Source organism: Flavisphingomonas formosensis, assembly GCF_009755815.1.
GTDB classification, from domain to species: domain Bacteria; phylum Pseudomonadota; class Alphaproteobacteria; order Sphingomonadales; family Sphingomonadaceae; genus Flavisphingomonas; species Flavisphingomonas formosensis.
Genome location: NZ_WRPK01000009.1, coordinates 113,050 through 133,824 on the forward strand (window position 1 = coordinate 113,050; position 20,775 = coordinate 133,824).

A 20,775-nucleotide genomic window follows, 5' to 3' on the forward strand; every position below is an offset into this window, starting at 1 on the left:
CGTCTCTCGGACCGGACCTTAAGGTCCGTCGGCGTGCGTCCCATACTCAGACGTGCACAGCGCATTGCCGGCTGGTGTAGCCCCTGGCAGCAGCGCCTTCAGCAGGCCGAGGCTGGCTTCCAGATCCGCGATGCCGGAGGGCATGGCCTTACGCATGCTGAGGAAGCCATGCACCATCCCCTTCGCCTCATAAAAGGCCGTGGCGACGCCGGCCGAAGCCAGCGCCGCGGCGAGCGCGCGACCTTCGTCGCGCAGCGGATCGAGCGAGGCTGTGGCGATGACGGCCGGTGGCAGCTCCTCCATCCGGCCGGCGAGCGGCGAGGCGCGCCAATGCGCGCGGTCTGCGCCATAGGCATCGAGGAACCAGCGCATATCCTCCCGCCCGAGCAGATGGCCCCCAGCGAAATCTTCGTAGGACGGATGCTCCGATAGCTGATCCGCGACGGGATAGAGCGCGCAGAGCGCCATCACCGGCGCCCGCGCCGGCGCATCGCGCAGCGCCATGGCCGTCACCACCGCCAGGCCGCCGCCGGCGCTGTCTCCGATCAGGATCAGGCCTTCGACCGCAAAGCCGAGCGCCGCCCGGTCGGCGACGAAGCGCGCCGCTGCCTCGCAATCGTCCGGTCCGGCGGGCCAAGGGTGTTCCGGCGCGAGGCGATAGTCAACCGACACCACCGGCAGATCGAGCATGGCCGCGATGGCCGAGCATGGCGCGGCGTAGCCGGCGACATCGCCCAGCACGAAGCCTCCGCCATGGAAGAACATCACGACCCGCGATGCTTCCCGGAACGGGCGAGGATCGAATAGCCGCAGTGGGATGGCATCACCGTCCGGTCCCTCGGCCACGAACGCCTCGTCCCGCGCCATCCCGATCATCGGAAGATCGAACATCGCGCCCATGGCGCCCATCGCCGCGCGTGCCTGTGCCGGGCCTAACTCCGCGAAGCTGGGGGCGGGTTGAGAAGCGAGCAGAGCGAGGAAGGCGGCGACGTCGGGCCGGACGATCGGGTCAGGCATGGACGGGCGCCGGCTGCGGGCCGCGGATCAGCCGGCCGGGCAAGGCGCCGGTCGGCTCGCCCTCGCGATAGACGACGATGCCGTTGACGATGGTCGCGACATAGCCGCTCGCGCGCTGGGTCAGCCGCCGGCCGCCGGCCGGCAGGTCGAACGCCACTTCGGGTGCGCCAAGCGTCAGCCTGGCATGATCGATCAGGTTGATATCGGCGCGATAGCCCGGTGCGATCAGGCCGCGGTCGCGCAGGCCGACGGCGCGCGCAGTCTCGGAAGTGAGCGCCTTCACGACGTCCGGCAGCGCCAGCCGCTCGCCGCGGGTCCGGTCGCGCGTCCAGTAGGCAAGCAGGAAGGTCGGGTAGCTGGCATCGCAGATCACCCCATAATGCGCACCGCCGTCGCCGAGGCCGAGCACGACATGATCGTGCCGGATGATTTCCAGCGCCGCGTCGAGATTGCCATGAGCATAGTTGGCAAAAGGCAGGAACAGCGCCGCACCTGCGCCGCGGCCGAGCAGCATGTCATAGGCGAGCGCTTCGGGCACGACGCCGTCGCGCTCGGCGCGGGCCGCGAGCGAGCGGTCGAGCGATGGTTCATAGTCAAGCGGTTCGGTGATCTCGAACATGCCGGCGAAGCGACGCACCTGCTGCTGCAGGGGTAGGGTCGGCTTCACCGGCGTCTCGGCGATGATCCTCGCCTTCAGCGCGGGATCGCGCATGCGTTCGATCCGCTCGGCGAGTGGCAGATGGTGGATTGCCATGTAGCTCGGGCAGAAGCTGAACGGATGCATGGAGAGATCGAGGCCGAGCAGGAGCCCGATTCCGCGCGGCAGCGCCTGCGCGGTGACGGTGATGCCGTCACGATTGGCGTCTTCGATCAACGACAGGATCTTGCGCCAGCTTTCGGGATCGCCGTGAGTCTGGGCGATCGGCAAAGTCATCTCCCGGCCGGTTCTTTCCGCAACGTCGCGGATCAGCGCGAACTCATTGTCGACGTCGGTGAAGTTCTTATAGTCGCTTGCGATCTGGAGAATGCCGCTGCCGGCGTCCTGCATCGCGCTGGCAATCGCGCCGAGCTCCGCGCTGTCGGCCTCTAGGGTCGGGATCGATTCGCCGGAGCTGCTCTTGTGAAACAGGCTGCGGGAGGTGGAAAAACCGATCGCTCCCGCCTGCATGGCGTCGCGCGTCAGTTCCGCCATCTGCGCGATGTCGGCCGGCGTCGCGGCTTCGCCGACGCTGGCGCGCTTGCCCATCACGAACACGCGTAGTGCCGCATGCGGAAGATAGCTGGCGATATTGATGTCGTGCGGGCGAGCGTCGACGGCGTCGAGAAATTGCGGATAGCTTTCCCAATCCCAACTCAATCCTTCGGCCATCACCACGCCAGGTATGTCTTCGACACCTTCCATGAGCTCTATCAGGCGTTCGCGATCTTCAGGTCGGCATGGCGCGAAGCCAACACCGCAATTGCCCATAACCACCGTCGTCACGCCATGGCCCGAGGATGGGTTGAGCCGGCTCTCCCAGATCGACTGGCCGTCATAATGGGTATGGATGTCGACGAAGCCGGGCGTCACCAGGAGGCCTGCGGCGTCGATCTCCTCGCGGCCGCGCGCAGCGATCGTGCCGATTGCGGCGATGGTGTCACCGATGATGGCCACGTCTCCGGCGACCGGCGGAGCGCCGGATCCGTCGACGATCGCGCCGCCGCGAATGACGATGTCGTAGGCCGTGCCGCTCATTGTCGCGATTCTCTCCAGGGCGCGGATCATGCGCGATCCGTCTGCCGGGGATCCAAGTCGCTACTGCCGGTACCGTCAACTGTTGTGCATCCAGGGTAATAATGGAGCATGAGCTTATGCGCTCAGGAGCATGTAGCGGCATGTCCATCTGGTCGCCGATCGAAACAACGTGAGCGATCGTCGCAATTCCGTTCGCTCAACAGCGGGACATGGCGGGGATTATATCCGGATCATGACATGTGGCGTCCGTCCACGGAGCGACGCGATGCTGTTGGAAAAGCGAGAGGACGTAACCATGGCCGATCTGACGCTCGAACAATCGTCTCGGACGATGATCCGCCATCCCGATCGTTTCTTCATCGGCGGCGAATGGGTCGCGCCTTCGACAGATACCCGGATCGACGTGATCACGCCCTCCACCGAGGAACTGTTCGTCAGCGTGGCCGAGGCCAAGGAAGCCGACATGAACCGCGCGGTGGCCTCCGCGCGCGCGACGTTCGATCGCGGCGAATGGCGTCGTCTCGGCCATGCCGAGCGCGGGCGGTACGTGAAGGCGCTTGGCGACGCACTGCGCGCCCGCGCCGGCGATGTCGTGCGGATCTGGACGAGCGAGATGGGCGTCACCCGGATGATGGGCATGGGCGCGCTGCATATCGCGCTCGACGCCTATGACCAATATGCCGAGCTTGCGAATAGCTTCCCGTTCGAGGAGCGGCACCCGACCAAATGGGGCGGCGAGGTCGGCTTGCTGGTGCGCGAGCCGGTGGGCGTGGTCGGCGCGATCATTCCGTGGAACGCGCCGCCCGTCCTGATCGCCTACAAGATCGCGCCCGCGCTGGTGGCGGGTTGCACCGTGGTGCTCAAGGCCTCGCCCGAGGCGCCGGCCTCCGCCTATTTCGTCGCAGAGATGGCCGAGCGGATCGGCCTGCCCAAGGGCGTGCTGAACGTCGTCACCGCCGATCGCGAGGTTTCCGAGCTGCTCGTCCGCCATCCCGACGTGGACAAGATCACCTTCACCGGATCGAGCGCGGCGGGGCGGCGCATCGCTTCGCTCTGCGGCGAGCGCATCGCGCGCTGCACGCTGGAGCTGGGCGGCAAGTCGGCCGCGGTGGTGCTCGACGATTATGATGTCGGCGCCGTGGCGGCATCGATCTCCGGCACGGCCCGGGTGATGACGGGACAGGTCTGTTCCTCGATCACGCGGATCGTGGTCAACCGCAAGCGCCACGATGCAATGGTGGATGCGCTCTCGGCCGAGTTCGCCCGTATCCGGGTGGGCGATCCGTTCGCCGACGATGTCGACATGGGGCCGCTCGCGATGAGCCGGCAGCGCGAGCGCGTGGAAAACTTCATCGCCGCCGGACTGGCGGAAGGGGCGGTGCTCGCCTGCGGAGGACGCCGGCCGAACGACCTCAACCGCGGTTTCTATATCGAGCCGACCGTGTTCGGCGACGTCGACAATGCCAGCACGATCGCGCGCGAGGAGATTTTCGGGCCGGTGATCAGCATCATCCCGGCCGATGATGAGGAGCAGGCGGTGGCGATCGCCAACGACACTATTTTCGGCCTCAACGCCTCGGTGTTCACCAACGACATCGATCGCGCCTATGCGGTGATGCGCGAGCTGCGCTCCGGCACCGTCGGCCATAATGGCGCGCGCGGCGATTTCTCGATCGCCTTCGGCGGCTTCAAGCAATCCGGCATCGGCCGCGAGGGCGGACGCGAAGGGCTGCTGCCCTTCCTGGAATCGAAGACGATGATCCTGGACGGCAGGCCGAGCCACCTGCACGGCTGAGACACAGAACAGAATGAGAGGGGAAGATCGATGAACAAGAATAGCATGATGCCCGCCCTGCTGACGTCAGCCGCCATGAGCCTGTGCGCCGGAACGGCTTATGCCGAGGGTGCGGACGCACCGGCCGCGGCCAGCACCGCCGGCGCGCCCGCGGATGTGGGCGACATCATCGTCACCGCCCGAAAGCGCGACGAAACCTCGATATCCGTGCCCGTCGTGGTCTCTGCAGTCGGTGCGCAGGAGCTGCAGCGCCGCGCGATCAACAATCTCGACGGCATCGCACGGACGGTTCCGCAGCTGATCATCGGCCCGCAGGGCGGCAGCGTGCAGGGTGGCAACTTCGCGCTGCGCGGCGTTTCCGGCCCGGATTCGAATCCGTTCGGCGATCAGGCCGTCTCGTTCAACATCGATGGGGTGCAGGTCGCCAAAGGCAATCTCCGCCGCGTGTCCGATACCGACATCGCGCAGGTCGAGGTGCTGAAGGGACCGCAGGCGCTGTTCTTCGGCAAGAACAGCCCGGCCGGCATCATCTCGATCCGCACCGCGGATCCGGGATCGCATTTCGAGGCGATGATCCGCACCGGCTATGAGTTCGAAGGCCGCGAGATCCGCACCGAAGGCTATGTCTCGGGCCCGATCAACGATAAGCTCGGCGTCCGTCTGTCGGGATATTTCGGCGATCTCAACGGCTATCTGAAGAATAATATTCCCGACAATGCCTATGTGCGGCCCACCAGCAGCGCGCGCACGCCGAAGGGCCGCGACTATGCGGCGCGCCTCACGCTGAAGTGGGAGCCGACCGACAATTTCAACGCGCGGCTGAAAGTCAATTATGCCCGCACCGAGACGACCGGTCCGGCCGGCGCGACCGGCTACATCTTCTGTCCGCAGGGCAGCCCGCAGACCGGCATCACCGACGATTGCCGCGCGAACGACCATGTGATCAATCCCGGTTCGGGCCCAGTCGTGGGAACGATCAATCCCAAGTTCAAGGATGGCAGGAACTATCTGAACCAGGATCAGGTCCTTGCCGGCCTAGAGATGAACTATCATCCGAGCGACAATCTCACCGTCACGTCGGTGACCGGCCTCTATTATGTGAATCTCATCCAGGCTCAGAATTACGAAAACGACTATAATGTCGCGCTTCCCAGCACGAACAACCTCAAGGATCGCGAGCTTTCGCAGGAATTGCGGCTCCAGAGCAATTATGACGGGCCTTTGAACTTCACCGCCGGCGTCTATCTGTCGAACACCTGGGCTACGACGGGATCGACGACCTATCTGTTTGCCACTGAGGCGGCGGGCCTGCCCATCCTTGCCGCGAACGGCCTCGGCTTCGTGCCGCTCCGCACGCCCTTCCAGATCAATAACTATCAGCTGACCCAGAAAGGCCAGGCCTATTCCGCCTTCCTGCAACTGAGCTGGAAGCCGATCGACGTGATCGAGGTGAATGTCGGCGGCCGCTATTCCTATGAGCGAAAGCGGCTGACCAAGGTGCAGAGCCAGGCGATCGGCTCCGGCAATCCGTTCGCCTATGTGCCGCTTTCGTCGGCGGACGACATTCCGGGCAGCGCCACGTCGCCGCGCAAGGACAGCTGGAAGGATTTCTCGCCGGAAATCACGCTGTCCTACCGGCCTACGTCCAATCTCACCTTTTTCGGCTCTTACAAGCACGGTTTCCTGTCGGGCGGCTTCAACTCGGGATCCACGGACTTCACCCAGGATCTCACCTACGATCAACAGTCGATCAAAGGTTTCGAGGCAGGCGTCAAGGCACTGGTGCTGCACAACCGGCTCCGCCTCAACCTCGCCGGCTACACTTATTCAGTATCTAATCTGCAAGTGCAGAATTATATCAATGCGACCAACTTCATCAGAAACGCTGCATCGGTGCGGGTGAAAGGCATCGAATTCGACTTCAACTATCGCTTCCCGCTGGAAGGCCTGTCAGTGCGCGGCGCCGCCGCCTACAATAAGGCGGTCTACACCAGCTTCCCCAACGCGCCCTGCTACAACGGGCAGACCATTGCGCTCGGCTGCACGATCGTAGACGGCAATCCGGCGCAAAATCTTGCTGGGCAGACGCTGCCGCGCGCACCGCGCTGGTCGCTGTCTGGCGGCATCATGTACGAAACGGCGCTCAGTGCGGCGCTGAAGCTCGGCCTCTCGGTCGATGCCAATTATAGCAGCAAGATCTTCACCGACGTTACAAATGCGCCCGGCGGCGTGATGCCGCACTATGCGCTGCTCGACGCTACGGTGCGCCTCTCGCAGGCGGACGATCGCTGGGAGCTGGCGTTCATCGGTCGCAATCTCACTAACAAATTTTATTATGTCGCGTCCACCGATGTGCCATTCACGGGCAGCGCAGCCGGTGGCGCCACTGGCGTACTCGGCGATCGCTACGCCGCTGTGGCGCGGGGCCGCGAACTGATGGCTCGCGTCACCTACAAGTTCGGCACCCGCTGACGGAGCGAGCATATGAAGGTCGTAATATTGGATGAGCGATGCGTCGGCCATGGCATGTGCCGGCTGGCTTGTCCGGAGATGTTCGAGCTCAGTGACGAGGATGGCCATGCCTATGTGACCAGCGAGACGGTGCCGCCCGATCTCGAGGCGGCCGTGGACCAGGCGGTGCGGGGATGCCCAGAACAGGCGATCGTGGTCGAGGCATGACCGCGACGCGGCAAGGGAGACGAGGATGGACAGTCAGGAAGACCTCAAGCGGTGCCCGGTCGACTTCGATCATGAATCCAGGACCCATGCGAGCAACTGGCCGACAGAGTTCCGCGAGCTGCGCGGCAAATGCCCGGTCGCCTGGACGGAGAAGCATGGCGGCTATTGGGTCGCGACGCGCTACCAGGATGTCGTCGCCATGGCCCAGGACGACGCCACCTTCTCCAGCTTCAAGACGTTCGACCCGCATAGCGGCGAGGTGACCGGCGGTATCACCATCCCTGCCACGCCGATCCCCCGCGGCCTGCCGGTGGAATCGGACCGGCCGGACTGGAACATGTTCCGCACCTACCTCAATCGTCGCTTTGCGCCCAAGGCGGCGGAGGCGCGGCGCGCCAAGGTGCGCAAATATGCCGACAGCCTGCTCAACCGCGTGATCGAGACCGGCGAGATCGATCTCGTCAACGAATTCACGGGGCCGGTGCCGGCGATGACGACGATGGAGCTGATGGGCCTGCCGCTCGAGGAATGGCGCGAATTCGCCGATCCGCTGCATGAAATGGTATTCACGCCCAAGGAGGCACCCGAATATCCGCATGTCATCGCGGGCGTGCAGTGGATCTTCAAGCGCTGCATCGAGACCTTCCACCAGCGTAAGACCGAGCCGCTGGGCGACGATCTTCTTTCTTATTTCGCGCACGAGAAGATTGACGGGCGTGCTGTGACGGAGGAGGAGATGCTCTCCTTCTGCAACAATATCATCACCGGCGGCGTCGACACGACGACCGCGCTGACCACGCACGCGCTCGTTTATCTCAACGAGCATCCGGAGGATTATCGCCGGTTGCAGGAGGAACCGAAGTTGCTCCCCGTCGCGCGCGAGGAGTTCGTCCGCTTCTTCACGCCGATCCACGGCCTCGCACGCAACGTCTCGCGCGATGTCGAGATGGATGGCGCGAAAATGGAGAAGGGCGATCGCGTCTATCTCGCCTGGTCCGCGGCGAACCGCGATCCCGAGGTCTTCACCGATCCCGAGACCGTCGACATCGCCCGCTTTCCCAACCGTCACATCGCCTTCGGCGCCGGCATGCATCGCTGCATCGGCTCGTTCATGGCGCGCGTGATGTTCGAGGAGATGATGCACGTCGTGATGGTCCGCATCCCCGACTATCGCACCCATCCCGATCGCGCGCGCCGCTATACGTCCGTCGGCACGATCAACGGCTGGGTCGACATGCCGACCAGCTTCACGCCCGGGCCGAAGATCGAAACCGGGCTGGTGCTGTAGGGAATGCTGGTTCGACGTCCCGTCGTCCTGGCGGAAATCGGGATCCATCCGCGCTAGATTGCAGGAGAGGCGTACGGGAGCGTTCTTTCTTCACCGTAGTGTCAATGGATCCCCGACTTTCGTCGAGATGACGGACAATTTGCAATGCCCACCCCAGGAGTGCGCAATCATGAGCGCGATCGAGCCGTTTCACCTCGCCGTTCCGCAAGCCGAGCTCGACGCGCTGCGCACCCGGCTCGCCGCGACGCGCTGGCCGGATCGCGAGACGGTCGACGACTGGTCACAGGGCGTGCCGCTGGAGCGGCTGCGCGCGCTGTGCGCCTATTGGCGCGACGGCTATGACTGGCGGCGTTGCGAGGCGGCGCTGAACGGTTTCGGCCAGTTCCGTACGGTCATCAAGGATCTCGGCATCCACTTCCTCCATATTCGCTCGCCGGAGCCCAATGCGCTGCCGCTCGTGCTCACCCATGGTTGGCCGGGATCGGTGCTCGAATTCCTGAAGGTAATCGGTCCGCTGACCGATCCCGCCGCGCACGGTGCCACCCGCGGGGATGCCTTCCACCTCGTCATCCCCTCGCTGCCCGGCTATGGCCTGTCCGACCGGCCGACGCGCACCGGCTGGGGCGTGCGCAGTATCGCCGCGGCGTGGATCGAGCTGATGCAGCGGCTCGGCTATGGCGGGCGCTGGGTGGCGCAGGGCGGCGACTGGGGCGCGTCGGTGACGACCGCCCTTGGCCACATGGCGCCCGACAGGCTTGCCGCGATCCATCTCAACATGCCGCTCGCCTTCCCGAACCCCGAGGATGCGGCCACGGCGAGCGAGGAGGAAAAGGCCGCGGCGGAGCGGCTGGAGCATTACAACATGGTCGAGAGCGCCTATGCCCGCCAGCAGTCCACGCGCCCGCAAACGCTCGGCTACGGCCTCGCCGACTCTCCGGCCGCGCAGGCGGCGTGGATCTTCGAGAAGCTCTATGCCTGGACCGATTGCAACGGCGATCCCGAAAATGCGCTGACCCGCGACGAGATGCTCGATGCGATCACCCTCTACTGGCTGACCGGCACCGGCACCTCCTCGGCGCGGCTCTATTGGGAGAGCATGGACAGCGCCTTCTTCGATCTCGAGCCGGTGAAGATCCCGACCGGCGCCAGTATCTTTCCCAAGGAGATATTCCAGCCGTCGCGGCGGCTGATCGAGCGGCGCTATCCGGATCTGATCCATTATAACCGGCTGGATCGCGGCGGCCATTTCGCCGCGTGGGAGCAGCCGGCCTTGTTCGTCGACGAACTGCGCACCTGTTTCCGCAAGGTGCGTTGACCCCAGACGCTCTGAGAGGGGCTGAGCGCTGACTGCGCTTTCGCGCCGGCCATCGCCGCGCTTATGATACCCGGCAAGAGAAAGCGGCGCCAAGGCCGTCAAAGCGGGAAGGAGAGCGATGCGCAGGATCATCTCGGAGCAATCCGCCGGCGGACTCAAGATGCAGCGTGCAGTCTATGCCTGGCGTGCCGGCGACAAGCTGCGCGACTATGATGCCGACCTGACCTTGAAGCTGGTGTCCGGCCATCATCCGGTCCGTGCGCAGTGCGTCCTCGACGACGGCAGGCAGCATTCGGTCGGCCGGCTGATCCTCACCCCGCCCGATACCGATCTGCCGGGTATCGCCACCGCCGACGAGGCGGACATGCGCTCCACCATCTTCCACATCGACGGCGACCTTTTGAACCGGATGCTGCGGAACTGCGGATCGCCCGTGACCGCCGCCGACTTCCGGCTTGACCTCGATCTCCATGACAGCCAGATCGAGGCGGGATTGCTGCGCCTCGTCGGAGAGTTGGAGCGGCGGAGCTTCGGCAGCCAGCTCATCGTCGATGCGCTGACCCGGATGCTGATCGTCGACCTGGCCCGTCATGTGACCGCGCAGCAGGAATGCGGCGCGGACAGCCCCGGCGGCCTGCGGCCCGCGCAACTCCGCCATATCTATGAGTTCATCGACTCATTCGAGGTCGGCCTGCCGTCCCCGGTGGAGGTCGCCGCCGAAACCGGCATGAGCCCCACCCACCTGCGCCGTCTGTTCAAGCGCACCACCGGCCAGAGCCTTCAGGACTATATCAAGGGGGTGCGTATCGGCCGGGCCAAGATTCTGCTGTCCGACGCCGAACTGCCGCTGAAGGTGGTCAGCTACCGGCTCGGCTTCAACCATTGCAGCGCCTTCTCCTTCGCCTTCCAGCAGGCGACGGGCGAGACGCCGGGCCAGTTCCGCCGCCGCCGCGCGACCTGCCTTCACGATGCGCGGCGGCTGGACGCGGAGAGCTTCCGCGCGGTCGGCGCGGGACGCTGCTGACTTAAGCCCCTCCCTTTACGCGGAGGGGCCTATACTCCCTCCTCAATCAAACGCATCCAGCGCGTCATGGTCGTCGATCGCGGCATAGAAGCGCTTGAGGAATTCCCACGTCGTCCGCTCGGGCTGCATGTCGGTCATCTCCGGGGCGGGCCTTAGGGTGATCGTCCAGAAGGCGAGGGCGGTCATCAGCTGCTGGCGGCAATGGTGCAGCGCCTCGTCCAGCGAGATTTTGGGGACGCCGCGCTCCGCCATCTTTTCGAGGTAGAGCGCGATCAGTTCGCGGTCCCAAGCGCGGCGATTCTCGACCGTGAGGGCGGTGGTGAGCGTGTAGATGAGATCGCGGCTCCAATGGCCGATGGTGGTGATCTGCCAGTCATGCAGGCCCATCCGGTTGTCCGGCAGCAGGAACCAGTTCTTGAGATGCACGTCGCTGTGAATCAGCGTTTGCGGCAGGCCGGCATGGTTGGCGGCCGACTGCAAGGTCTTCGGCCACACTTCCCCGCGCCGACGGAACAGGCGCGCGGGCATGATATGCTCGGATTCGCCGAACGCCTGGTCGCAGCAGGGCGCGAAGCCGGGAGAGGCGGCCATCATATCCTTCCACCAGACATGCCAGCGGGTGAAAGGCAGGCTCTCCGTGCCGAGCTCGGGACTCTCGTAGAAACGCGAATGCAGGCGGGCGAGCGTGTCGATCTGGTTCTCGGCTTGCACGCGCGTGGTCTCGTGCCGTTCGTCTGGGAAGGTCACCGTGCCGCCGACATCCTTCATCATGATGAGATAGGCGTAGGTCTTGGGATCGAAGCCGGCATAATAAGTTTCAGGTGCGGGAATATCGAGGCGCGGGCGCGCCTTGCGATAGAAATTGGCCTCGGCCTGGGCTGTCCCGGATTCCGCCAGCACCGTGCGGGTGGCGAGGCTCGCGGCGGCTTTGCAGAAGACCGTGGCGGGCAGTCCGGCCGCCTCGCCCGGCTCATTATAGGTCAGGAAGATACGGCGGCGGTTCGACGATCCGTCATCGGGCGCATCGAATCCGAATTCGGTCACGCGTGCGCCCGGTACGCCGCCGCACAGCACGTCGGTCAGCCATGTATCGGTGATCGCCTCATAAGTGCTCGGTACCTGATCGGCTCGCGTGACCAATTGAAGATGGCCGTGCTGCTCTTCGAAAACGCGGCGCACCTTTTCGGCAACTGCATTCATGCTCTGTATCCTCTCCGTCGTAGCGCGAGCTGTCCCGAAGCGAGGGGACCGGCACCGCCCGCCCGAGTCAAGCGCGCATAGGCGCCTGCAGGAGGCGCTGCCGCAGCAGGCAAGCGGCGCGCCTGTGCGGGGCATGGTTTCGTCCGTCGAAGCCGCGCAGACAGTCCGCGAAGAGAAGGGGACGCGCGCTTCGCCATGGCACAGCAGGATGAGGACGGCCCGCTCATCTGCGCCCCGATGCCGCCATTTCCCGCCGCCGTGCAGGAGACGATCGACAAGGTCGTGCCGGCCGGCATGGTGCCCTCCGTGCGCACCGGCATAAACCGCGGCATGGGGGCAGGGGCTTGAGCGGCAGGCTCCAGGGGCGCAACGCGATCATCCTCGGAGCGTCGCAGCCGGGTGGATCGGGCTGGACTGTCGCGCGGATCCTGGCGGAGGAGGGAGCCCGCGTCGCCGTCGCCGCGCGGCGGCTCGACAAGGTCCAGGCACTGGCGGAAGAGATTGGCGGCCTCGCTTTCCGCTGCGATGCCGGGGAGGAGGCGCAGGTCGTGGCCTTCGTCGATGGTGCGGCGGCGCAGATGGGGCGACTCGACATCGCCGTCGCGGCGGTCGGCCTCGGCGCGCAGGGATCGATCGACGAGACCGGGCAGGCCGCGCTCGACGAGGCGTTCCGTGTCAATTTCTTCGGACCTTTTCATTTCACCCGTTTCGCCGCGCGGCACATGACCGAGGGCGGCTCCATCACCCTCTTCTCCAGCATCACCTCGACCGACGTGCTGCCGGGCAGCGTCGCCTATTCCTGCGCGAAAGGAGCGCTCAACAGCTTCACGCGCTACGCTGCGGTCGAATATGCACCGCGCGGCATCCGCGTGAACGCGCTGAAGGCTGGCGTCCTCGAAGGACCGCAGGCACGCCGCTGGCGACGCGCGGACATGTTCGATCGCCTCCTCAAGGAGGTACCGCTCGGTGCGCCGGTGGAGACCGAAGAGCTTGGCCGAATGGTGGTCTGGCTCGCCGCCGATGCGCGCTCGATCACCGGCGAGACCATCCATGTCGATGGTGGCGGGCATCTGCGCCGCCAGATCTTTCCCGACGAGATGTCGGAGGCGGGCCTTCAGTCGATGGGCCGCCGCCGAACCGACGTCTGACCCCACCCAGGAGCGCAGCCATGAAGTGCATCGAACTCGCCTCGCCATCCTCCCTCGATACGATCCGCGTGGTCGAGCGGGAGGTGCCGCGTGCCGGCCCCGGCGAGGTGCTGATGCGCGTGCACGCGAGCTCGCTCAACTTCCACGACTATCTCGTCGCCACCAACATCATGCCTGCGCCTTCCGGCCGGATTCCTTTGTCGGACGGCGCGGGCGAGGTGGTCGAACTGGGCGAAGGCGTAACGCGCTTCGCGGTCGGCGATCGGGTGACCGGCACCTATTTCCCGCGCTGGATCGATGGGCCGCCGACGCCGGATAAGATTTCGGTGATGCGCGGCGAGCAGTGCGACGGCTTCGCGGCCGAATATGTCGCGGTCGATGCCGAGACGCTGACACGCACGCCCGCCAATCTAAGCGATGTCGAGGCGGCGACTTTGCCCTGTGCAGGCCTCACCGCATGGCGCGCGCTGTTCGTCGAGGCGAGTCTCGCCCCTGGCGACACCATCCTGATCGAGGGCAGCGGTGGGGTGTCGCTGTTTGCCCTGCAGCTGGCGCGCATGGCAGGGGCGAATGTCGTCGCGGTGACTTCCACGCCGGAGAAGATGGAGAAGCTGCGCTTGCTCGGTGCGGCGCATGTGCTCAATTATCGCGAGCAGCCGGAGTGGGGCAAGGCGGTGACCGCGCTGACCGGAGGGCGTGGAGTCGACTATGTGGTCGAGGTAGTGGGCGGCGATCTCACCCAGTCGCTGACCGCTCTGCGGCTCGGCGGCCGGTCGCTGCTGATCGGCGCGCTCAGCCGGCAGCCGATCACCTATCGTTCGCTGATGGCAATCGCCGGCAACCGCTCGGTTACGGGCCTCACCGTCGCGAGCCGCGCCGATCAGGAAAAGATGTTCAGGGCGATTGAGATCAGCGGGCTGAAGCCGGTGATCGACCGTACCTTCGGCCTGGAGGAACTGGCCGACGCCTTCCGGCATCAGGCGTCGGGCACACAGTTCGGCAAGATCGCACTGGCCTGGTAGGGCGAGATTCCCTTCCCGCAAGCGGGAGGGGAGATCAAAACATAATGATCGACCGCAGCCCCTCGCCCCGGCGCATCCCGTCATAGCCTTCGTTGATCGCTTCCAGCGGCATGCGCGCGGTGATCAGGCTTTTTAGGTCGAAGCGGCCTTCCATCAGCCAGTCGACGATCTCGGGCAGCTGGCTCTTGCCGCGCACGCCGCCCATCGCCGTGCCCTGCAGCTTGCGGCCCATGATCAGGTCGAACGGCGGCACGGCGATGGTCTCACCATTGGGGGCGACGCCGATGATGGTGCACAGGCCCCAGCCGATGCGCGCGGCGGCGAGCGCCTGCTCCATCAGCTTGATGTTGCCGACCGCCTCGAAGGTATAATCGGCGCCGCCGTGGGTCAGCTCGTTGAGGTGGCCGACCAGCGCATCGCCATGGTCGCGCGCGTCGACGAAATGGGTGGCGCCGAGCTTCAGCGCCATTGCGCCCTTGGTCGGATTGATGTCGACCCCGATGATCATCTTCGCGCCCGCCATGCGCGCGCCCTGGATGATGTTGAGGCCGATGCCGCCGAGGCCGAACACGATCACCGACGATCCCGTCTCCACCTTCGCCTCGAACAAGGCCGCGCCGATCCCGGTGGTGGCGCCGCAGCTCAGATAGGAGATCTCGTCGAACGGTGCGTCGCTGCGCACCCTGGCGAGCCGGCTGCTGGTGGTGACGAGGTGATCGGCGAAGGTGCCGACGCCATAGCCCGCCCAGATCCGGCGGCCGTGCGCGGTGATCGACGGCTCGATGCCGTAGCCCGAGATCGCCGCCTCGCAGAAATTGCCCTTGTGCGACTGGCAGGCGCCGCAGGTGCCGCATTCCGGCGCGAAGGTGAGGACATGGTCGCCGGGCTTGAGGTCGGTCACGCCGGGCCCGATATCGAGCACGATGCCCGCGCCCTCGTGGCCCAGCACGACGGGAAAAACCGAGCAGATCGGGCTATGCCCCTCCCATGCGCCGAGATCAGTGTGGCAGAGGCCCGCGGCCTTGAGCTCGACCAGCACCTCGCCCTCGCCGGGCGGGTCGAGCGCGACCTCCTCGACGATCATCCGCTCATTGGCGCCATAGGCGACGGCGGCCTTGGTCCTGATGCTCACGCGCGCTCCCATCCCATCGTCTTCCGTTTATCGGGAGTCTAGATGCGCGGCACCCCGTCTCAAGCCGCCCTGCGTTACGCGATGCGATCCGCTGATGCGGCATTCGCCCCTTTGCGCGCGAAAAAGGCAGTGATCGACACCCGCGCGACATGCCCGCCTGCGCGGTCATAGGCGTCGTTGCGCAAGGTGAGGATGCCGCGCTCGGGCCGCGAGCGCGATGCCCGTGCCGCGGCGAATTCGACGAAGATGGTTAGTCGCTCCGGCGGGAAGACCGGCCGGATCCAACGTATCTCGTCGACGCCGCCGCCGGCGAGGCCGATGAGCCCGGTGCCGCGCATGAAGCGGTCCACCTCCAGCTGCATCAGCAGCACGGTGTGCCAGCCGCTGGCGGCGAGCCGGCCAAACAGCGGATTGGCGGCTCCGCCTTGGTCGGACAGATGGAAAGGCTGCGGATCCCATTCCGACGCGAAGGCGATCACCGCCTCGCGCGAGACGGTGACGGCGCCGATCCGAAAGCGGCTGCCAGGCGCGATCGCATCGAAGCTCAGGGCAGGAGGGGCATCGAAGCCCGATTCATCGGCGTGTGCGGTCAAGGGCGGTCTCCTCGTACGCGCATAGCGCGGCGCGCGGCGCCGCCCGTGTCCGAGCGCGAAGTGCGGATTGGCCGGCGGCGCAGCCCGGTTGCGTGCGGAGCGGTTTCGATGCCAAGCGGAGCCCGGCCATGGACGCAGCGACGATCCTCCATCATCATCATCCCCGCCTCGTAGCGGCGGTCGATCCCGGACGTATCGCGCTGGTGATGGACGATAGCGGCGAGATGCTGAGCTATGGCGCGCTGGTCGAGCGTGCGGATCGTGCGGCGCGGCTCTATACGGCGCTCGGCATTGTCGCGGGCGACACCATCGCCATCCTCGTCGAGAATCAGATCCGCTTTCCCGAGCTGGTCTGGGCGGCGAAGAATAGCGGCCTGCGCTATGTCGCGGTCAGCACGCATCTGAACGCGGCCGACGCAGCCTATATCGTGCGCGATGCCGGCGCCCGGCTGCTGATCGCGAGCGCCGCGACCGCGCCGCTGGCGCACGCCGTCGTGGCGCTGCTCGATCCCGTGCCGGCGCTGCTGATGATCGACGGCGCCGAGCCGCCCTTCGCCCCCTATGAGGAGGGCATCGCCGCGCAGCTGCCCGCGCCGCTGGAAGGGCGGTGGCGCGGTGCCTCGATGCTCTATTCGTCGGGCACCACGGGCCGGCCCAAGGGGATCGAGACGGCGCTGGAGCCGGTGCCGCCGGAGCTGCCGCCGCCGCGCTTCGGCATCATGCGCGACATCTGGAAGATCGATCGCGCCAGCGTCTTCCTCGATCCCGGTCCCTGGTATCACGCCGCGCCGCTGCGCCTGATGATGGTGGTGCAGCGCTGCGGCGGTTGCGTCGTCGGTTTTGGCCGCTTCGATCCGCAGTGCCTGCTGGCGGCGATCGGGCGTCATCGCGCCACCCATGGCTTCTTCGTGCCGACGATGTTCCGTCGTCTGCTCGACCTCCCGGCGGATGTCCGCGAGGGCGCGGAGGTCGCGACGATGCGCCATGCGATCCACGCCGGTGCGCCCTGTCCGCCGGGCGTGAAGCGCGCGATGATCGACTGGTGGGGTCCGGTGCTGGACGAGATGTACAGCGGCACCGAATCGATCGGCCATTGCTTCGTCGGCTCGGCCGAATGGCTGGCGCGGCCGGGCACGGTCGGGCGCCCCGCCGCCGGCACCCGTGTGCGGATCGTCGACGAGGCCGGCCGGCCGCAGCCGCCCGGCATCAGCGGCCGCGTCCTGATGAGCAATGGCCGGCGGCCGCGCTATCATGGTGCGGCGGTGGGCGATCTCGTCTTCGATGTCGACGGCTTCGCCTCGCTCGGCGATATCGGCTATTGCGACGCGGACGGCTATCTCTTCCTTACCGACCGCGAGAGCCACATGATCATCGCGGGCGGCGTCAACATCTATCCCCGCGAGGCCGAGCAGCTGCTCGAGGGGCATCCCGGCGTAGCGGACGTCGCGGTGATCGGCGTCCCGCATCCCGACATGGGCGAGGCGGTGAAGGCCGTGGTCGTTCCGGCGATTCCTCTTGCCGACGAGAAGGCGTTCGCCGCCGAGCTGATCGGCTATTGCCGTGCGCGGCTCAGCGCCTGCAAATGCCCGCGCAGCGTGGACTTCGTCGACGTGCTGCCGCGGAGCGAGGCGGGCAAGCTGCTCAAGCGGGAGCTTCGCCGCCATTACTGGCCGGATGCCTCGCTGATCTGATCGCCATGACGGCAGGCTTGCGGGCAGGCCGTGGCCAAGCCCGCCGTCACGGTCTTTACTGCCTCAGTCCTTGATCCCCATCGCCCGGATATAGGCCTCGTGGAAATGCTTGATCCGGATTTCTTGATGGGTCGCCAGGATCGGACGGGCCACCAGGGGATCGGTCGCCTTCATCCCCCTATGGACTTCCTCCATATTCTCCATGTCCTCGTCCATGATGTAGCCGACCTGGCCGGTCTCGGGATAGTCGCGGCCCTTCTCGTCGAAGTCGATCCACACCGTCCTGGCGACCGGCGGCGGAGCACCCTCGACCGGATTGGGCTGCAGCAGGCGGATCTCCATGATGCATTCGTCCGGGCTGTTGTCGATCGGCGTGAAATTATACCACCAAGGCAGGCCTTCGCCCCACCAGGGGAAGAAAGCCGGGAACGAGAACCATTGGTGCATGTCGACGAGGTAGGAGATCGAGCGGTCGCGGAAGTCGACGCCGGTCGCCTCGAAATAGCGCTCGGCGGTCTTCACCGCGGCATAATCGCGTGCATCGGCGACGGTCTCGCCCCGACCCTCGGGCGGCGCCGGCAGCCCATAGGTGTTGCAGAACAGCTCCAGCGCCAGGCGAGGCGACACCTCGTCCTTCACCCAGCCGTCGGGAACCAGCGCGGGCGTGATCAGCCGGCTAACCGCGGCGGTGCCGTCATCCCAGCAGTCGGTTTGCGTATAGGTCGATCCGAAGATCGGCATGCCCGACGGATGGGTGGTGAGCACATGATAACCCTCGAGAAACGCCTCGAGGCCGGACTTCCAGTTAATCCGCACCTTCTTCTTGATGCGGATCGCGGTGTAGCGATCCTCCTGCGGGCAATCGAGAAAGTGCTGCGGCATGATGCCGAGGGCATCCGCGAGCGGTGCGGCGTTGAGATCCGGATTGATGAAAACGTTGCCGCCCCAGCTGTCGCACAGCACCGGGCGCAGGCCGACGCCGGCGGCGAGGTTGGGGAACTCCTCCTGCCGCGGCACCCAGCTCAGCTTGCCGTCGAGGGAGTAGCTCCAGGCGTGGAAGGGGCACTGGATCACGTCGCCGGACTCGGGCTCGTCGCCGCACAGGCGCCGGGCGCGGTGGCGGCAGCTGTTCCAGAAGGCCTTGAACGTCGTTTCAGTGGCGCGGACGATCAGGAAGGAGAGGGGGCCGACATCATAGGCGACGCGGTCGCCCACATTCGGGATGTCCTCGCCGCGGCAGGCGACCTGCCAGCTCTTCTTCCAGATCTTCTCGACCTCTTCGGGGACATATTTCGGGTCGAGATAATATTTATAGGCGAGCGGCCGACCGTCGGGCTGATGGGTGCCGCGCGCTGCCGCAGTCTCGGGGATCTTCTCGCCGGCGCGTTCGAGATAGCCGACATAGTCGGGCATGTCCTCGAACTGTGTACCGAGCACGGCGCGGACATAGCTCCTGTTGCCATATTTGGTGATGTCGAGGGGAACGTCGTTCATTCTGTCTTCCTTGGGCTCAGCACGTGAGCATTAGAGGATATATCGAGACGGATCGGCGAGGTCTCAGAGGGTTGCGACCATCGGGATCCCTTCGCTGCACTTCATCACATCGAGACTTTCATTGATGATCGCGGCGCCGAGCCCGGTGGCCTCGATCTCGACTAACATTCGGCTTCGCCCGGAGCGTCGACCATGACCCTGTCGACAGTAAGTGGCGCGCCGATGCCCGTCGTGATGGCGGCCTTGGATTGATCATTTCAGTTCCTGCGGACCATGGTGCAATTCGGCCGGCCGCTCACGCATGGCCGTGGGTTGCCGCCTGAGCGCCTCTCCTCGCTCGTGAGCAAAATCTACCATCGCGGCTCGAACGGCGGGAAGCTGCGATTTGTCCTCGGATGAGTGTCAAATTGACCGTGATAGAAGTCCCGAGCGCCGAATGCAGCTGGGGACAAGTGTGGCGCGAGGGTGTGGCCGAACGTGCTTACCGCCATACCAGGCTTATAGTGACGGAACCTGTGCCGATCGCATTGCTGCGCGACGCGGCAGGGCGTGCTCTTACGGGTCCGCGCTGCGATGCGCCCCCGCCTTCTCGCCGGCTCTGGCCGGATGGCAGTCCATCGTCACGACAAACGCGGAGGGCATGGCCAAGTTGGTTGATGCGATCGAGCCGCTGTTGACGCCATGTCGTGGAGTTCATGGTATCGGACAGAGTATCGTTCATTACGGAGGCGGATGTTGACGTCTATGGCGGGCTATCATCCACAAATTAGCTTAAGCGAAGATATAGTTGCCAACTACGCGACTCCAATGACCGGTGATCCCGGATGATCAGCAGGCCAACCACCAACTTGGTGTCCTCATTATCGTAGATTATTCAACACGACAACCATCATCGATCTACAAAGATAGTGCTAGCTCCCGGTGGCTCCAACATGACAACCGCAACGATACTGGGAAAGGATGTGAAGCGAGTGCTCGTTGAGAAGGAGGGCCCGATCGGCTGGCTGCGGATCCGATCGTCATCGCCGGGCTGGAGACCGGTGTCCAGCCCGGCACCCGAAGCGGGCGAGCATAGCGAGGAAATTCTGGCCGAACTGGGGGAGAAGCTGTCCGCCTCTTCCGGCGAATATCAGCAGCTCTCTTAATCAGCGGTCCCGAACGGACATCACCACCGATAAATCCACCACTAGCGATGCATGCAACGTGCACAAGGGCCGCCCAAGCTTTGGCTCCGAGGCCACGGCGACAGCCGACGGCGATGTCATGGCCACGGGGGCGTCCATTCGTCTGGAAGGCGCAGTGTGGGGTTTGCCAGAGGTAACAACGTCTCATCGGCACCGCCAAGGCGACGTGGAATTGCACGCCGGCGTTTTCGATTCAGAATTCGGCCAAGATGAGCCGACAATGCTATTGCTCACGGATAGGTGCAGGAGATCGCTCCACGTAGCAGCGAGATAGCGCCCCCCGGGTAGTCCGCACCACGGATTTTAACCAATAGCACGAGCTCCAACGAAGTGAAGTCAAGGTCGGTATCCTTCAAAGGCAACATAACCCCCCGCTTCTGCTCTATCATAGGGCCAAAAGATGCGTTGCCTCGACGCTGCTCAGATAAGCGGAAGCACCGTCAACATCAAATTTGGGA

17 protein-coding genes are annotated in these 20,775 nt (G+C 65.3%); 11 read left to right on the top strand and 6 right to left on the bottom strand.

The features are described 5' to 3' along the window. Positions 1 to 18: 18 nt before the first annotated feature. Both GQY20_RS22600 and GQY20_RS22605 read right to left on the bottom strand, forming a co-directional pair. Entirely contained in the window at positions 19 to 1,017 is a 999-nt protein-coding gene (locus GQY20_RS22600; RefSeq protein ID WP_157219424.1) for an alpha/beta hydrolase, read from the bottom strand. Then, a complete protein-coding gene (locus GQY20_RS22605; RefSeq protein WP_157219600.1) occupies positions 1,010 to 2,752 on the bottom strand; it encodes an N-acyl-D-amino-acid deacylase family protein in 1,743 nt (580 codons plus the stop codon). Before GQY20_RS22605 ends, GQY20_RS22600 begins: the two co-directional genes overlap by 8 nt. A gap of 295 nt (positions 2,753 to 3,047) precedes the next feature. Between GQY20_RS22605 and GQY20_RS22610 the strand changes: the two genes are divergently transcribed. The 6 genes from GQY20_RS22610 to GQY20_RS22635 all read left to right on the top strand — a co-directional run bounded on the left by GQY20_RS22610 (position 3,048) and on the right by GQY20_RS22635 (position 10,853). Continuing rightward, positions 3,048 to 4,547, top strand: coding sequence for an aldehyde dehydrogenase (locus tag GQY20_RS22610; protein ID WP_157219425.1), 1,500 nt, complete (start codon positions 3,048 to 3,050; stop codon positions 4,545 to 4,547). Positions 4,548 to 4,577: 30 nt separating this feature from the next. Continuing rightward, the gene (locus GQY20_RS22615; protein WP_157219426.1) at positions 4,578 to 7,019 is read left to right on the top strand and encodes a TonB-dependent receptor; all 2,442 of its coding nucleotides are present in this window, start codon (positions 4,578 to 4,580) and stop codon (positions 7,017 to 7,019) included. Positions 7,020 to 7,031: 12 nt separating this feature from the next. Further along, on the top strand, positions 7,032 to 7,226 hold the full coding sequence (locus GQY20_RS22620; protein ID WP_157219427.1) for a ferredoxin: 195 nt from the start codon (positions 7,032 to 7,034) through the stop codon (positions 7,224 to 7,226). A gap of 25 nt (positions 7,227 to 7,251) precedes the next feature. Then, on the top strand, positions 7,252 to 8,514 hold the full coding sequence (locus GQY20_RS22625) for a cytochrome P450 (protein ID WP_157219428.1): 1,263 nt from the start codon (positions 7,252 to 7,254) through the stop codon (positions 8,512 to 8,514). Between the two features lie 169 nt (positions 8,515 to 8,683). Continuing rightward, positions 8,684 to 9,829: an epoxide hydrolase family protein gene (locus tag GQY20_RS22630; protein WP_157219429.1), complete on the top strand. Its 1,146-nt coding sequence runs from the start codon at positions 8,684 to 8,686 to the stop codon at positions 9,827 to 9,829. Positions 9,830 to 9,947: 118 nt separating this feature from the next. Then, entirely contained in the window at positions 9,948 to 10,853 is a 906-nt protein-coding gene (locus GQY20_RS22635) for a helix-turn-helix transcriptional regulator (RefSeq protein ID WP_157219430.1), read from the top strand. Between the two features lie 42 nt (positions 10,854 to 10,895). On the opposite strand, the gene GQY20_RS22640 is transcribed toward GQY20_RS22635, so the two are convergent. After that, a complete protein-coding gene (locus GQY20_RS22640; protein WP_157219431.1) occupies positions 10,896 to 12,053 on the bottom strand; it encodes an aminoglycoside phosphotransferase family protein in 1,158 nt (385 codons plus the stop codon). Between the two features lie 195 nt (positions 12,054 to 12,248). Here GQY20_RS22640 and GQY20_RS22645 point away from each other — a divergent pair, with 195 nt between their 5' ends. Genes GQY20_RS22645 through GQY20_RS22655 form a run of 3 tightly spaced genes read left to right on the top strand, consistent with a single transcriptional unit; the run spans position 12,249 to position 14,223 of the window. Continuing rightward, positions 12,249 to 12,401 (top strand): hypothetical protein, encoded by a 153-nt coding sequence (locus tag GQY20_RS22645; RefSeq protein WP_157219432.1) that lies wholly within the window; start codon positions 12,249 to 12,251, stop codon positions 12,399 to 12,401. Next, positions 12,398 to 13,201 (top strand): SDR family NAD(P)-dependent oxidoreductase, encoded by an 804-nt coding sequence (locus tag GQY20_RS22650; RefSeq protein ID WP_157219433.1) that lies wholly within the window; start codon positions 12,398 to 12,400, stop codon positions 13,199 to 13,201. The genes GQY20_RS22645 and GQY20_RS22650 overlap by 4 nt, the downstream gene beginning before the upstream one ends. Before the next feature lie 20 nt (positions 13,202 to 13,221). Next, positions 13,222 to 14,223: a zinc-dependent alcohol dehydrogenase family protein gene (locus tag GQY20_RS22655; protein ID WP_157219434.1), complete on the top strand. Its 1,002-nt coding sequence runs from the start codon at positions 13,222 to 13,224 to the stop codon at positions 14,221 to 14,223. Between the two features lie 34 nt (positions 14,224 to 14,257). Here the strand turns inward: GQY20_RS22655 and GQY20_RS22660 are convergent, their stop codons facing one another. Together GQY20_RS22660 and GQY20_RS22665 are read right to left on the bottom strand one after the other, a co-directional pair. Next, positions 14,258 to 15,355, bottom strand: coding sequence for a zinc-binding dehydrogenase (locus GQY20_RS22660; protein WP_232476200.1), 1,098 nt, complete (start codon positions 15,353 to 15,355; stop codon positions 14,258 to 14,260). Between the two features lie 74 nt (positions 15,356 to 15,429). Further along, complete coding sequence (locus GQY20_RS22665; RefSeq protein ID WP_232476201.1) at positions 15,430 to 15,948, bottom strand: MaoC/PaaZ C-terminal domain-containing protein; 519 nt, start codon at positions 15,946 to 15,948, stop codon at positions 15,430 to 15,432. Positions 15,949 to 16,076: 128 nt separating this feature from the next. On the opposite strand from GQY20_RS22665, the gene GQY20_RS22670 reads away from it, so the two are divergent. Beyond that, positions 16,077 to 17,639, top strand: coding sequence for an AMP-binding protein (locus GQY20_RS22670; RefSeq protein ID WP_157219435.1), 1,563 nt, complete (start codon positions 16,077 to 16,079; stop codon positions 17,637 to 17,639). 63 nt (positions 17,640 to 17,702) lie between these two features. On the opposite strand, the gene GQY20_RS22675 is transcribed toward GQY20_RS22670, so the two are convergent. After that, a complete protein-coding gene (locus GQY20_RS22675; RefSeq protein ID WP_157219436.1) occupies positions 17,703 to 19,133 on the bottom strand; it encodes an aromatic ring-hydroxylating oxygenase subunit alpha in 1,431 nt (476 codons plus the stop codon). Between the two features lie 962 nt (positions 19,134 to 20,095). On the opposite strand from GQY20_RS22675, the gene GQY20_RS22680 reads away from it, so the two are divergent. Continuing rightward, complete coding sequence (locus GQY20_RS22680) at positions 20,096 to 20,278, top strand: hypothetical protein (RefSeq protein WP_198351130.1); 183 nt, start codon at positions 20,096 to 20,098, stop codon at positions 20,276 to 20,278. Positions 20,279 to 20,775: the final 497 nt, after the last annotated feature.

What these genes read in the sequence shown, in the direction of transcription:
- GQY20_RS22645 (WP_157219432.1), top strand. Translation starts at nt 12,249, where the DNA reads ATGGCACAGCAGGATGAGGACGGCCCGCTCATCTGCGCCCCGATGCCG.
- GQY20_RS22655 (WP_157219434.1), top strand. Translation starts at nt 13,222, where the DNA reads ATGAAGTGCATCGAACTCGCCTCGCCATCCTCCCTCGATACGATCCGC.
- GQY20_RS22605 (WP_157219600.1), bottom strand. Translation starts at nt 2,752, where the DNA reads ATGAGCGGCACGGCCTACGACATCGTCATTCGCGGCGGCGCGATCGTC.
- GQY20_RS22620 (WP_157219427.1), top strand. Translation starts at nt 7,032, where the DNA reads ATGAAGGTCGTAATATTGGATGAGCGATGCGTCGGCCATGGCATGTGC.
- GQY20_RS22635 (WP_157219430.1), top strand. Translation starts at nt 9,948, where the DNA reads ATGCGCAGGATCATCTCGGAGCAATCCGCCGGCGGACTCAAGATGCAG.
- GQY20_RS22670 (WP_157219435.1), top strand. Translation starts at nt 16,077, where the DNA reads ATGGACGCAGCGACGATCCTCCATCATCATCATCCCCGCCTCGTAGCG.
- GQY20_RS22640 (WP_157219431.1), bottom strand. Translation starts at nt 12,053, where the DNA reads ATGAATGCAGTTGCCGAAAAGGTGCGCCGCGTTTTCGAAGAGCAGCAC.
- GQY20_RS22600 (WP_157219424.1), bottom strand. Translation starts at nt 1,017, where the DNA reads ATGCCTGACCCGATCGTCCGGCCCGACGTCGCCGCCTTCCTCGCTCTG.
- GQY20_RS22615 (WP_157219426.1), top strand. Translation starts at nt 4,578, where the DNA reads ATGAACAAGAATAGCATGATGCCCGCCCTGCTGACGTCAGCCGCCATG.
- GQY20_RS22630 (WP_157219429.1), top strand. Translation starts at nt 8,684, where the DNA reads ATGAGCGCGATCGAGCCGTTTCACCTCGCCGTTCCGCAAGCCGAGCTC.
- GQY20_RS22675 (WP_157219436.1), bottom strand. Translation starts at nt 19,133, where the DNA reads ATGAACGACGTTCCCCTCGACATCACCAAATATGGCAACAGGAGCTAT.
- GQY20_RS22610 (WP_157219425.1), top strand. Translation starts at nt 3,048, where the DNA reads ATGGCCGATCTGACGCTCGAACAATCGTCTCGGACGATGATCCGCCAT.
- GQY20_RS22625 (WP_157219428.1), top strand. Translation starts at nt 7,252, where the DNA reads ATGGACAGTCAGGAAGACCTCAAGCGGTGCCCGGTCGACTTCGATCAT.